This window comes from Haloferax sp. ATB1 (assembly GCF_000730175.1).
The window spans coordinates 68,075-81,299 of record NZ_JPES01000088.1; the positions used below are offsets into that span (position 1 = coordinate 68,075).

The 13,225-nt window shown below is 56.0% G+C and carries 11 protein-coding genes and 2 pseudogenes; 7 read left to right on the forward strand and 6 right to left on the reverse strand.

What is annotated here, in order from left to right:
* Positions 1-35: 35 nt before the first annotated feature.
* The gene (locus tag ATB1_RS14725) at positions 36-1,292 is read right to left on the reverse strand and encodes a Spi family protease inhibitor (RefSeq protein WP_198526118.1); all 1,257 of its coding nucleotides are present in this window, start codon (positions 1,290-1,292) and stop codon (positions 36-38) included.
* Positions 1,293-1,947: 655 nt separating this feature from the next.
* Between ATB1_RS14725 and ATB1_RS21725 the strand changes: the two genes are divergently transcribed.
* A complete protein-coding gene (locus ATB1_RS21725; RefSeq protein WP_128081480.1) occupies positions 1,948-2,307 on the forward strand; it encodes a hypothetical protein in 360 nt (119 codons plus the stop codon).
* 27 nt (positions 2,308-2,334) lie between these two features.
* Here ATB1_RS21725 and ATB1_RS14735 read toward each other — a convergent pair.
* Positions 2,335-3,250: pseudogene (locus ATB1_RS14735) on the reverse strand (NAD-dependent epimerase/dehydratase family protein).
* Positions 3,251-3,668: 418 nt separating this feature from the next.
* Between ATB1_RS14735 and ATB1_RS14740 the strand changes: the two are divergent.
* The 3 genes from ATB1_RS14740 (at position 3,669) to ATB1_RS14755 (ending at position 6,848) form a co-directional block, all read left to right on the forward strand.
* Positions 3,669-4,433 (forward strand): hypothetical protein, encoded by a 765-nt coding sequence (locus ATB1_RS14740; RefSeq protein WP_241768277.1) that lies wholly within the window; start codon positions 3,669-3,671, stop codon positions 4,431-4,433.
* 724 nt (positions 4,434-5,157) lie between these two features.
* A complete protein-coding gene (locus ATB1_RS14750; RefSeq protein ID WP_042665044.1) occupies positions 5,158-6,414 on the forward strand; it encodes a PQQ-binding-like beta-propeller repeat protein in 1,257 nt (418 codons plus the stop codon).
* The gene (locus ATB1_RS14755) at positions 6,411-6,848 is read left to right on the forward strand and encodes a hypothetical protein (RefSeq protein ID WP_042665047.1); all 438 of its coding nucleotides are present in this window, start codon (positions 6,411-6,413) and stop codon (positions 6,846-6,848) included. The genes ATB1_RS14750 and ATB1_RS14755 overlap by 4 nt, the downstream gene beginning before the upstream one ends.
* 645 nt (positions 6,849-7,493) lie before the next feature.
* Here ATB1_RS14755 and ATB1_RS14760 read toward each other — a convergent pair.
* Positions 7,494-7,802 (reverse strand): hypothetical protein, encoded by a 309-nt coding sequence (locus ATB1_RS14760; protein ID WP_007276006.1) that lies wholly within the window; start codon positions 7,800-7,802, stop codon positions 7,494-7,496.
* 439 nt (positions 7,803-8,241) lie between these two features.
* Positions 8,242-8,469, reverse strand: coding sequence for a MarR family transcriptional regulator (locus ATB1_RS14765; protein WP_082256448.1), 228 nt, complete (start codon positions 8,467-8,469; stop codon positions 8,242-8,244).
* A 296-nt stretch (positions 8,470-8,765) separates the two neighbouring features.
* Here ATB1_RS14765 and ATB1_RS14770 point away from each other — a divergent pair, with 296 nt between their 5' ends.
* Positions 8,766-9,410, forward strand: a complete 645-nt coding sequence (locus tag ATB1_RS14770) for a hypothetical protein (RefSeq protein ID WP_042665055.1) — start codon at positions 8,766-8,768, stop codon at positions 9,408-9,410.
* A 332-nt stretch (positions 9,411-9,742) separates the two neighbouring features.
* Here the strand turns inward: ATB1_RS14770 and ATB1_RS14775 are convergent, their stop codons facing one another.
* Both ATB1_RS14775 and ATB1_RS14780 read right to left on the reverse strand, forming a co-directional pair.
* Positions 9,743-10,345 (reverse strand): helix-turn-helix domain-containing protein, encoded by a 603-nt coding sequence (locus ATB1_RS14775; protein ID WP_241768278.1) that lies wholly within the window; start codon positions 10,343-10,345, stop codon positions 9,743-9,745.
* A gap of 326 nt (positions 10,346-10,671) precedes the next feature.
* Positions 10,672-11,811, reverse strand: coding sequence for an acyl-CoA dehydrogenase family protein (locus ATB1_RS14780; RefSeq protein WP_042665060.1), 1,140 nt, complete (start codon positions 11,809-11,811; stop codon positions 10,672-10,674).
* A gap of 416 nt (positions 11,812-12,227) precedes the next feature.
* Between ATB1_RS14780 and ATB1_RS14785 the strand changes: the two genes are divergently transcribed.
* Together ATB1_RS14785 and ATB1_RS23470 are read left to right on the forward strand one after the other, a co-directional pair.
* A complete protein-coding gene (locus tag ATB1_RS14785; RefSeq protein ID WP_241768280.1) occupies positions 12,228-12,539 on the forward strand; it encodes a hypothetical protein in 312 nt (103 codons plus the stop codon).
* A gap of 264 nt (positions 12,540-12,803) precedes the next feature.
* Positions 12,804-13,225 (forward strand): annotated as a pseudogene (locus ATB1_RS23470) (hypothetical protein).

Below are 13,225 nucleotides of genomic sequence, written 5' to 3' on the forward strand. Positions count from 1 at the left end.
ATGCGGGGATGTAAATTGTTTGTGACGAGTACTGTCTACGCTGGCGTAACTGGCGTCGTGAACCCCGTGAGCCAGTTTTTATGTCGGATCCAACTCGTGCCGCCATAGGTGTCGTGGCATTTGTAGTAGAAATTGCTCGCGTCATCGTAGCCGACCACGGTTTCGGTATGCCCGACGAGCGAGACATCCAGCGGCATCGTGGACAACAGAAGCGGGTTACCATCGTCGATCTGATTTTTCGTCTGCTCTGGTCGAGTTAGGCCCACATCGACGAAGTTGTTTTCCGGAGATTCGTAGTCGTTGTCACCGCTATCGTACTTTCGAATGCCCCGCGGGATATCGCCGGGGATGGTCAGTCCGCTACCCGCGCCGGGGACGTCCCTTGTACTCATCTTTTGATGAAGGCTATCGATGAGAGCGTCTCGGTCAGAATAGGAGGTTCCTTCATGGTGGCCGATGGCCATTGATGCCGCAATCGGAGAACAGCCGTCCCACTCATTCCACGAATCATCGGTATCGCCTTCAGTCCAGTTCGGGACTCCAGGCACATCTTCGTCCGTGCTTCGCTGGATACCTATCTGGCGGACGTGCTGTTCTGGTGATGCCTCCTGGACCGTACGCCACTCAGTTTTTGCTCCGTGAGTGCTGGACTCAAACCGGTGGATGCCACTTACGGTCGGGAGCGGACGTGCGTGCCCGGTTCGAAGGTCCACGAACCGTGTTTGCTCGTCATCGCCAGCAGTCGGATCCGTCGCTGCGACACCGTACGACATCCCACCCAGATAGAGCAGCGTCTCGTCGAATGTGAGACTGTCGTGAATAGCCGAGTTCGAGAGACGACGCAGGCGTGACTGGGGTGCAGGGCTCGTGCCGTACCCCAACACGGGTGGAAGCTGCTTCCGCGCGGAGATAACGATATGACCCTTCTCGTTCGTAACCGGGAAGACGTATACTGCCGGTTCGAAGTTCGTTGTCGAGTTCTCCGAAACGGGGAGTTTGAACAGCGTTGCGGAGCCAACGTCGGTACGATTCCACTTCTGTAGTTCATCGTCACCCGCAAGCTGTTCGACCTTTGCCTCGGCCATTGCCCGTGCGAGGGACTTCGAAACCCGGTCCGATGACTGTGCTCTCGCTCCCTTCGTGGCGACGATAGAGCCGAAACTCAACGCGCCGAGCGCTTTCATCGCACCCCGCCGTGTAGTCCGAGTCGGCTGTGGTGAGCCGGCAGTACAGTTGGATGCGCTGTTCGGTGAATTTCGATTCGTGTCGTCGTCGTGCGTATCGTCGGTCATGAGGGCTTGCCTCAGTGGAGTTGTTACCATTCATCAACATTACTTCATTTACTGAGAAATAGCATGGAGGAGCTGCATATGATGAGTCGAATAGATAGAGCCTTCGCCTTCTGCACAACTCACCGTCGCAACGCACGGATCGACAGTTGGTTTTTAAATGAAGTTAGATTTATTATAGACGAATAACATTTTCTGGACTACGATGGGTAGCCCGTCTCAGACTCTCATTTCGACCCTCCAAACCCGTCACAGCATGCTCGCCGAGTTGTGCACGGCCTCATATACGAAACGTCAGCTCGAAACAACGCTGGATGTTTCGCGATCGACAGTCAATCGTGGTCTTCGAGACCTCCAAGAGGAATCCCTCGCTGAATATGACGGTGGGGAGTGGCAGGCGACTGCGTTCGGACGGCACGCCGTACGCGTCCGTGAGTCATACTTAACAGAATTGGCCTCGTTCGAGGAGGCGGACGTATTTCTCGAACAGTTGGCCCAAGAGGGGGTGCTCAATTACGACTTTCTACGTGGGGTGACAGTACACAAAGCGGAAGCAGCAGCGCCCTGCAAAATACTCGAACAGTTCATTACGCAAACGACTCGCGGGACGACAGTTCGAATTATCGCACCTCGTGACGTATTCGGGTGTACGAGAGTCGTGTACAACCGGCTCTGTGAACGCGAAAAGTACGGCTTAGAGCTACTGGTTGCTGATGATGTCCTCGAATCATTTCGAGAGGTGTTCCCCGAGTTCGCGCAGTCGTTGCTTCGTGATTGTGGTGTGCGATTTCACAGAGCGACGGTCCCGTTCTCCTTCGGTCTGTGGATCGTTGATGAGACGGCTGCAGGAGTCATCATCTATGGCGATTACGGCATTGCTGGTCTCTTGGTGAACAACTCGCCGCGTTCGGTCGAGTGGGCAAAAAGTCAGTTCCAGACAGTCGAAGCTCACGCGGAGGAAGTCGAACTCGCCCACGTCACAGCCGTGACCGAGGCCGAACCCACGTCAACACGCTAATCCGCATCAACGAGTAGTCCTTTCAGTTCACAGATACGGCTCACAGACCCGCTCGACACCGTCTTCGAACGAGACTTCGGGCTCCCATCCGGTCGCGTCGTGTATCTTCGAGTAGTCCGCCTTCGTGTCGTGGACGTACACCTCGAACGGATTCTCCACGTACACCGGCTCGACGTCCGTCCCGAGCACCTCATTAATCATCTCGACCATCTCGTTGAACGAGTAGCTCTCGGCAGTCCCGAGGTTGTAGATGCCCTGCAGCCGGTGGTCGGCGGCGAGTTCGATGCCGCGGACGATATCGTCCACATGCGTGAAGTCACGCGTCTGGGTGCCGTCGCCGAACAGCTCCGGCGACTCGCCGTTTGCGATTTTGTCGGTGAACTGCGCGACCGTATTCGCGAACTCGCCTTTGTGTTCTTCCGCGCCGCCGAAGCCCTGGTACACCGAGAAGAAACGCATTCCCGCGAGCTGCATGTCGTAGTGGTGGTGGAAGTACTCCGCGTAGCGTTCGCGGCCCAGCTTCGACGCTTCGTAGCCCGTCCGCGACTTCGACGGGCATGTCTTCCGGCGAGGGCTCCGTCCGCGACCCGTAAATCGAAGACGTCGTCGCGTACACCACGGTATCGCAGCCGTCTTTCCGGGCCTGTTCGACCGTGTTCACGAAGCCTTCGATGTTGACACGGGCACCCTTCGTCGGATTCTCTTCGTGCATCTTGTACGACGACAGCGCCGCGAGATGGAACACCACGTCGACGCCCTCGGTCGGGAGGTCGTCGTCGAGGACGCTCGCGTCGTGGAATTCGACCGCGTCGTCGAGGTTGTCGGGCGTCCCGAGGTAGAGGTCGTCGACCGCGACGACCTCGTTGTCGTCGGCGAGGTGGTTCGCGAGATTCGAGCCGATGAATCCGGCACCGCCAGTAACGAGGACTCGTTTGCCATCCATACGTCGAAGCTCTCACCGAGTGACAAGAACCTATCGTCAACGTGGAGTGAAGTTGGGGCGGGCTCTCTTGTACTCTTCAGAAAGGAACTCGGCTGGTTACCCACCTCTCAGACCGAGTGATAGAATGGTGTATGAAGCGTTGTAACGCCCATCATCAGCAGAGACCAAACACGGATGTATCCACAATCGCTGTCGTACCAGCATACCACCATCCAGAAGCTTCGCCGTTCACAGCGAGAAGGATGTCATGTTGGTCTCAAAAATAAGTCAGAGAATACCGAGAACTCACGAGTGGGTGTCACAGCCGTACAACTGCCACACTGAAACGAGGACAGCCAGTCGATTCGCGGGAGTCGCCGCAGTTCCGAGACAGAACGTTTGCACGGGAAGTTATGTGCCTGACCCATTACGTTCGATTATGGGAGTCCTCCAAGCCCTCCAACGGACACCCGGTGCGCTCAAACGCGCCCCTGGTCTCGTAATCCCACAGCTGATCGTGTTCGTCTTAGTGCTACCACAACTGCTGTTACAGACGACGTATCCGTTCGTGTCGATGCTGTACTCATTGGGATCTTCACTCATTCTCCTACTCGGAATGCCATTTATTCAGGGAGGAATGTTCGGGATGGCCAACGAAGCCCTCACGACGCGCAGTTCACTATCACGATTCGTCAGCGATGGAAAGGCCAACTATGTACAGTTGCTAGTCGCCTACATCGTCTTAGTTGTCGTCAACGGTGTCATCGGTGCAGTCGGAGTTGGATCTGGTATCGGTGCGGTTGTGGGCCATGGATCCGTCAGAATCGTCTTTATCGGACTGGCAGCAGTCGCGGGACTGCTGTATCTCGTTACCGTGTTCGTGCTCCAATTTTACGGCCAAGCAATCGTTATCAGCGGTGCGTCCGCAATCGCATCGTTCAAGCGGAGTTATCGTATCGTCCGAGAAAACCTTCTCGCGGTTGGCGGCTACACGTTGGTTGCGCTGGTAATCGGCATGTTGGTCGGCGGCATCTACGGCGGCATTTCGTTGGTAGCCAGCCCTGAGGCCACATCGATGATTGGCCTCCCGCCGCTTTCGACGCCGTTACTCGTAGTTGTCGGGCTCCTTGCTGTAGGGATCGGCAGTATTGTATCGGCGTTTATGCTCACCTTCTCGGTTGCTGTCTACGACGAATTGGCCTGAGCGAAGCTGATTTTCGCCTCTCGTGTTGGTGACGAGACGACGCACGTCTCGGTCACCAACACAGACCGCTCAGAAAGCGGCAAAGTTCGTGACCAATCGCTTATGTGTCGTTCGCACAACAATCTCAGTAGGAGGCGCACCCGATCCGAACGAGACGGTGCGACCGAAGATATGCCTACTGAAGAGAACACACAGAGTGGCGACACTCGCAGACAGGTAAACCAGGCGACACAGCTTACGCGAATACTAGCAGTGAGTGTGATGAGTGCGGCGACGTTGATAGCCATCGCTGTGACATCATTTACACAGTTCATCCTCGTCGTACTCCTCGCAGTGGTACTCGGAGTCGGCATCTATCTGTTAGCGGGAGTACTTCACCACGACTGACCGAGTGGCTATCGTTGACGGACTGAACTTTCTGCTCCGGGATCGAACACAGACGATAGCGATCGAAGCGAAGTAAGGACGAGGGTCGACGACGTAGCAACAGAGCCGTACAGATAGCGTCCTGTCCCCGAAACCGAGTACTGAGCCAGCGGTCGAGTCGCCGAAAGTGACTCCTCACTATCGCTATCGTGTGCCGAAACCATCATCATAACACCATTGCAGGGTCCGGTAGCGTCGCCGCACCCAACAAGCGCACTCCGCCCGATAGCGTCGATAGAGGGGAGATCGTGTCAACGAGAGCGCCAGACACAATACCGAGTCAGGAAAAACAGCGAGTATGCCCTCCGAATCGCTCGTCTCTCGACGGGGCTTGCTTGCCTCGCTGGGCGGTGCTGCCTCGATCGGCCTCGGGACCCTGTTCGGGACCGACGCCGTCCGCCCTCCGGTCCGTCTCGAAAGTCGGGTCCCCCCTGGTGAGTGGCCGATGGCAAAACGGTCCCCTCGGCGCACCGGCTTTCAACCACGTCCCGGCCCGCAAGACGGCCTCGTCGAAGCGTGGCGACAACCAGTCGAATCCGCGCCCGTCGTCGCTCCGGGAGTCGTCGCTGCACACGACCGGGTGTACACGGTCGGTCGGTACACGGTGCGGGCGCTGGCGAGTGCTGACGGCCGTCCCGACTGGACGCGTCCCCGAGAGAACGCCCCGAGCTTTTTGTCTAGTCGCGCCCCTTTTGAGTTCCTCCAGACGGGCCCGACCATCAGCGGCGACCAACTGTACGTTGTCGGTGGAGTGACGCTGTACGGACTCGACGCGACCACTGGTCAGTCGACGTGGGCGTTTCGCACGACCAGCAGCTTCGAGCACGTCCTCCCGGTCGGCAACCTCGTCGTCGTCGGCATCTCTCGCGGGTCGGACGACCAACTCGTCGCGCTTGACCGGTCGACGGGTTTCGAGCGCTGGACACGGTCGACCGCCGAAGTCCCGCTCGCGTTCGCGTCGGCCACGGACGGCCACGTGGACTCCCCGCTGCTCCTCACTGCGACGACAGCCCACAGCGACCGGCGGCAGTTAGTCAGCCGCGACCCGCTCGATGGCTCCGTCCACTGGCGAGCGCCCGCCGACGCGCCGCAGTTCGAGGCGTTCGCGCTGCCTGCAATTAGCCGGGGGCGGGTCTACGCCGGTGGGGCGAGACTGACCACGTTCGCAGCCAGCGACGGGAGCGTCGTGTGGCAGACCGCGGTCGCCGACGGTGCCAAATCAATCTCGCCGGTCACCGATGGTGAGCGTGTCTATGGTGTTGGTGGTGGCGTCGCCGTCGCGGTGGACGCCGCAACCGGGGATCCGCAGTGGTCAGTTTCGGTTGGCGAAGTTACCCCGTTCGTCTCGCCTGTCATCGCCGGTGAGACGTTGTACGTCCCCGGCGACGGTGTGGTGATTGCGCTCGACACGACCGACGGCTCTACTCGGCTTCGTCACACGCTGTCGGGGACGACAGATGGTATCGACGGCATGGCGAGTGCTGACGGGAACCTCTACGTCAGGTCCCACCAGTCGGTCCGTGGGTACGCCGCGCCCGAGGAGGGTGACTCGTGAGCGAATCTGAGTCAGCGACCGAAACAGCGGTCTCGGGGTTCCTACAGCAGGTGGGTCGTGGCATCGTCTCCTTTCTCATCCTCCAGTACTCCCTCGGCATCGGTGTCAGAGCGGTAGTCAACCAAGCGGTCGGACCGACACCCATTGCGAGTACAAGTCTCATCTCAACTATCGCCGTGGCGCTCGTCGTTGCGACCCTCATCAACTACTCGAAGCTACCCAGCTATCGCCGGCAGGTGGGGTTCACGGTGGTTGCGTTGGCGATCGGAATCACAGTAACGACGCTCGTCATGAGTGGAGACGGTCACGTCGGTGGCCTGTACCCGACACTGCAGACGGGCCTTTCTTGGCTGGGTGCGTTTCTCATCGCGTACGCGGTTGCCTTCGAAGTCGAGTGGAGTCGAGTCGTTTCGTGTTGGTACCGCGTGGAGTAGCCGACTAACCACTCCCAAGTAGTGTCTCACGGAATACAGGAACAGTATTGTGGTAAATATATATTCTAGTATGATGAGAAAATAAAATAGAACCGTCTGAAGAGAGTAACAACCAGTTCGATAGTATTACTACAGGTGGGCGACTGCAATATCAGGTCCAGAAGTTGTAGAGACACAAAACAGAGCCATATAGTGTTTAAACATTCTAATTCGGGTGGCTAAGCAGTAGGCCGGCCAAAGTGTCGCGCATTAGCCTTTGTAGGTAATCTCTATTAGCCCAAAATGGCTATACTGGCAGGAAAGGCAGTATAAGCGGTTCTCGATGTATCAATACCAATCAGTGACACACTCGTTTCGAGAGATACCCAGAGATCACATCCAAGCAGAATATCCAAGAAGACAGTAGCTATATGATAGAATATATTTTTGAAATAGTGTTTTAGTACTCTTGCAACACTCTACAGCAACAGTCGTGAATCTGAATCCGCTCTGGAAGACCCACCGTGCCACACGCAGGACACGCCACGAGCGTCGTCGGCAACTCCTGGCAGGACTCCAACGCGGCGTGCAGATGTGCCTGTACGTCGGGTTCGGTCGTTCGGGTCAGCGCTTGAGCAAGGTGCATTCGCAACTCTTCGTGGGCACTCATACACGAGGGGTCTCCTTCCGCTCAGAATCCACTCGAAGCCCGAGGGGTGCAAGCTGGCCCATCGAGGCCCACCCACGTTTCTGAGAGACGAACGCCTTCCACTCAGTGAGGGGCCGGCCATCAAGCGTCTGGTAGTGATCGAGAGTTCGGCCGTCAAAAACGACGACGGCGTCGGCCCGGCGGTAGTAGTGATGTGTACAGCCCTCAGTGTCGATACCAAGGGTAAACGAGCGTGCGAGGGCGTTGATAAGGTGGTCGGCTAGCGATACGGTACGCTCTTGTGTCGCGGTGTGCGTAGTTGACATTGGCTTTCTTGTCCAATCGAGAAGCCACCGGTCACGTGTTCTAGCACGTGGCCTTTCTACAAAAGGCGAATCCAGTGCTTCTCAGTTCTACCTACGTTCTTCGATCACTTAATACTATGCACAATGCCCAGTCAGATTGCATATTAGTAATGCCATTCTTTATAGCATATAGTGGTCTAGTAGCAACTATGAGCGCCTCAGATCTCACTGGGACGGACAAAGCAATTCTCGACGTACTCAAGCGAGGACGCGATGGGGATAGTCCGTGGGGAATTGCGACCAAAGGCTATCTCGTCGATGAGACTGGGTACTCACGAAATAGTGTGTATAATCGCCTCGAAGTGCTCGAAGCTCGTGGCTATGTGAAACTCATTCATGAGCCTACGCGACTCTTCGAATTCGTGAGTGATCCGCGAGAAGAGTGAGAAGAGATCAGTTACTACAGTTCGGATGCGTCGACATCCCCAGATAGATAGCCACGTCCGGTTTCGCTAATCTCGTATTTCCCCCTCTCAACGCGATCTACAAGCCCCTTCTCTGCGAACTCCGACAACCGATTATTCACGTGTGTTCGAGTGAATCCAGCATTAAAAGCGATGATACTGGGTGAGAGTACAAGACCTGAGTCGCCCAATATCTCAAGAATCTGGTCGTCAGTCGGTTTCATCCATTCCCCCCGTTTGCGCATACGGAATCAATCAACACGATAGTGTTAACCGAACCGATGTATAATACAATATACACTAATAGACGTTATTTGTTTGCTTATTAGTAAACAGATTGAAGTGGATCGATTTCGTGGAGTGATCTAACGACTCATCGGATTTCCAAGTCCTCTCAGAAAGGACCCGTGCTGAAGACACGGATCCGGTGCGGTCAGTTCAACCCAAACCGCATGTCTTCAAACACACCACCCACGCAAAAAGGTCTCGTCGCACAGCCACCCCACACGGAGGGCCACGAATGACCTCTATCGAGGATCTCGCCGCCCGGATCGACGAACTCGAAGAGCGCGTCGACGAACTCGAAGCCGACACCCAACAACTCGAAGAGACAGTCGACGCCCAAGCACAGACAATCGCGTCCCAACGCGAGGAACTCTCCCAATACAACACTCACACCCAAGATCTCGAAGCCAAACTCGACGCGGCATCGGACCACCGTAAGCATCTCCAACAGCGCCTCTACGCCGTCGAATCATCGGACACCCCCACCGACGAATCCACCACCCCAACCTCCCCGCTCCAACAACTCATCCGGCTCCCCTCGAAAGCGCTCTCAAAACTCACCGCCAACCAAGAACGCGCTCGCTTCATCGCAAAGGACATCAAAGAGTACGCCACGAACGTCCCCGCAGGCTTCGCACTCGATTCGAGTACTATCAGAACCGTCCTCCACGCAAAGGAAGGTCGAACACCCCATACCCAAACCGTCACTCGCGTCATGGACTTTCTCGATGACCTTGGCAAAGAAGGCGTGAAGATCGTGAAACGCCGCGGGACGAAACGCGTCATCTTCTCTGAACACGCCGTCTCAGAACTCGCAGAGACGTCACCTGCGTCCGCGGGTGGAAGTGGGATCACGGACGTTGTGATGGGGTGGCGCTAGCGAGCGTGTGATCAACGATCGATAATCGGACGCACGCCACAAGTCGTCGACACCCACTGCGGGTACAGACGCTCGTTCTAGCAGCAGCACTGGAGAGAGCCCCTTTGTGGACAACGGTAGTGTGAGTGAATAAAACGAGTTTGTGGTGGTGAGTCCATCGAGACAAATCACAACAGGTGTGATTAGTAGGCTCTGTTGAATGCCGTAGAGCCTGATAGAACCTGTGTGACACAGACAGAGGGTGGATTTAGCACGTGGGTGTCGTTCGTTTCATAGCCTCGTGAGAGAAAATGACTGTTACGTAGGGTTGCAAACACAAATTTCGAAGGACACTATTCGAGCCACGTCAGGCCGTCTCTCCCTAATAAAATCGCCTCCACTTTGTGAAGGTGTTCGTGGAGGGTCGAAGTGGTAATCCCCAGTTCATCCGCTAATTCGCCGGCCGACGTTTCCTTCGGATACTCGTAGTACCCCATCTCACGAGCGAGTTGAAATACCTCTAACTGACGCTTCGTGAACTGATCCACTGGCAGTGTGGTTGGCGCATCTCCCCGATTCTGCTGCTTCATACTCCGTACATGAATCTCCGCACTCATCTGCTCACGAACTTCATCAAGCTTGATTCGAGCCGTCTCCCGGTCGTGGTTCGTTACGAGACTCCAATACTCCCTCCCATCTCGAATATCAATCGGCCCCGTACACACGAATCCACGAGAAGTGAGTGGCTGACTAATCTGCTTTCGCCCATCGTGAACAACGAGGAGTTCGCGCGTTGCATTTCCGGGCTTTGGAATCGATGCCTGTCGGAAAACAGTCGCCATCTGGGAGACAGAACGAACCTGTTCAGACGCACGAATAGCTTCGATACCCTCGGTAACCGATTCGTGATTGTTCGCGTAGATAGTGAAAAGCGTCGCAACCTCGCCGCCAGTCATGTAAATCCCATAACCGAGAATCCCGACGTCGAGACGCTCCGTGATTTTGATTTCCCAGCATTCTGGGTACCAGAGATCAAGAGACACCTGAAGTGCTTCGTCAGACCGCTCGGGAGACATCGTAATATCGAATATCCCCTATAGCCCGATAACGGTTCTGTGAGCCGGGGCAGACAGCCGACGACCCTCTTGGTCGGCTCTGTTGAAATCCTTCAGCGTTGACATTGGAGAGAGCGCTCTTTCTGGCTAGTTTCCGTGGATCACAGTGAAAGCTAGTCTCTCAACAAATCGCAAGACAGCGAGAGGACTTCAACAGAGCCTCTTGGTCAGTTATCATGTCGCTCGAAGATGGCCTCAGCAAGCGTGTTCTTGTGACCTTCGTTCGGGCCACCGGCAATCGTGAGGAGTTTCGCGTCGCGCAGATACCGCTCGACATGGTGCTCAGTCGTGTAGCCGATACCACCGTGGAGTTGAATCGCGTCGTTTGCGTTGTCCACGGCGGCCTGTGTGGCGTTGATTTTCGCCATGCTGAACTCGCGTGTGACGTCGTATCCACGTTCGGCACGGTCGGCCGCGCGGAGGGTGAGTAACCGGGCGGTATCGACTCGTTCAGCCATCTTCCCGACCTCCCATCCTACACCTTGGAAGTTGCTGATGTGCTGGCCGTACTGCTTACGTGCGCTCGTGTAGGCCACCGTATCTTCGAGGGCAGCGCGGGCGATACCGACACCGCGAGCTGGGACGTTCACGTCCGTATGTATCTCTCCACGCTGAACGTAGCCCTCGCCCTCCTCGCCGACGAGTCGGTCATCGGGAACGCGAACGTTCGAGAGGGAGACGCGCGGGGATTTGACGCTGTTCGCGCCCAGTGTCTCCCATACTGTCTCGGTTTCGAAATCATCGGTTGGTACGAGAAACGCGCTGATGTTGTGTGGGGTGTCCTCCTCGGGGCCAGTCTTCGCGTACGTAAGGACGTAGTCAGCGTCAGAGAAGTTCGTCACCCACTGTTTGTGGCCGTTGAGTACCCACTCATCCTCGTTACGTTCAGCGGTAGTCTCCATCTCCAATATATTACTCCCCGCGTTCGCCTCACTCAAGCCGAGTGCGCCGACAGTGTCGAAGGACACCATCTCTGGAAGGAAGTCCTCGCGCTGCGCCTTGGTTCCGAAGCGCTCGACGACTGTCGCAACTCCGATGTGGAGTCCGATGGCACTTGCCACGGACATGAGTCCAGCCGATAGCTCTTCGATCATCAACGCGAGTTCGACGAGGCCTTCGCTCCGGCCCCCGTATTCTTCCGGAAGCGTCACGCCCGTCAAACGACGTTCGCCGAGTTCGTCGAAAATCGTGCTCGGGTACTCCTCTTTTCGGTCGAGGTCTCTCGCCTTTGGTTCGATTTCCGTTTTTGTAAACTCCCGAACCTCATCTCGAAACTCCCGTTGATTCTCCGTCAGGCCGAACCTCATATATCATGGGTATGCACCTAACCGAGTAAATGTGGAACCTGCTATAGCAGGCTATCTGGAGATACCCATCAAGATGATTTTCTATACTAAACGAGTTTTCATCCAACTCTGTGACCGACTTGCGCCCTGTATTCAGCACGGCCGCTGCAAGCTGTTAGTAGCTGGGGATTTCAACAGAGCCGAGTAGTATTGATTGGCCATCCTCTGGCAACGACGACTGCCTGCCGTAATAGCCAACTACGAGCCGCGAGTGGACTCGCTCACGATGTCGGTCGAATCGTACGGTCCCACTCGTCCAGACCCGCTGACTCGATTCATGGCCGCCTGTCAGGGCGCTGGTATTGCCTCCATCGCGTGTCCAACGGTCGGGAGTGCGTCGATCCTCGTCGTGAGTGCAGTCACCCACTGGACGCCAAGTGAGCTCCTGCGTTGGAGTGGACAAACTGCTGTTGTTGCTGTTCGTGTGTGCAATCGCCGTCGGCTTCATTGCAGGGTCGTACTGGCCGGTGGTCGATGGCCACCCACAGAAACGCGAACACGAACTGTACTGGGTTCGAAAGCGCTTCACCATGTGTCTGTTTGGCGGCCTCGGGTGTTACGGCGTGTTCTCGCTTATGTTCGTCGTGACGGTCACAGACCTGCTCCAGAATATGGTCGGCCTTGGCGCGGCGATTCTCGTGTGTACCTATTTGTATGCGTACTCCACGGACCGACGTGGGGTGAGGTGAGCAAGCTGGGAGCAGAGCCAATCCCACGCATCAATTGCTGACGAGACAGAGTGCTCGTTCGTTATGCGGTCTTGGGTTGAAATCTGCAGTGAACTCCTCGTAGACAAGACAGTCATGAGATAATGAACTACCATTGAAATCTAGATATTTCACAGATATTAGCACCTATTCCACACATTCCACAACCAAAAGAACTTAATTATCGCCTGAAAGTTGAAGATGCAGGAATTGTCTCCAACGGGACGCAATTCACAAGCAACCCACATGTCGAACGAAAAAGACAACCCAACCAATACAGTAGTCAATCCAGCTCACGATTCAGTTCGAGTCGTTTCGTCCGGCCGTATCCTCGCGATAACTGCCCTCTTTGGACTCGTCGTCCTCACACAGCCTGTTGCAGCCCAAGATGGAGTCATCTGCAGTACAAGCAAACTGCCGCAGATGCTCGAAGGCTTCTTCCAATTAACCACGGCGCTCGGCTGATCGGTCTCATCGTTGTCTGGCAAGGCGATTCGCTCTTTCAGATGTTTACGACGAATCACGAGCAGAAAGCCAAGCTGAAAGAGCATATGCGTGCAGCCCTAAAGTCTGCAGTCACCCTGCTCGTACTCGGCCCCCTCTACACCGTTGCGGGGTCGTTGATGGGACTGCCACTTGCGCAGTGTGTTGATCTCGCGCCCTGGTGA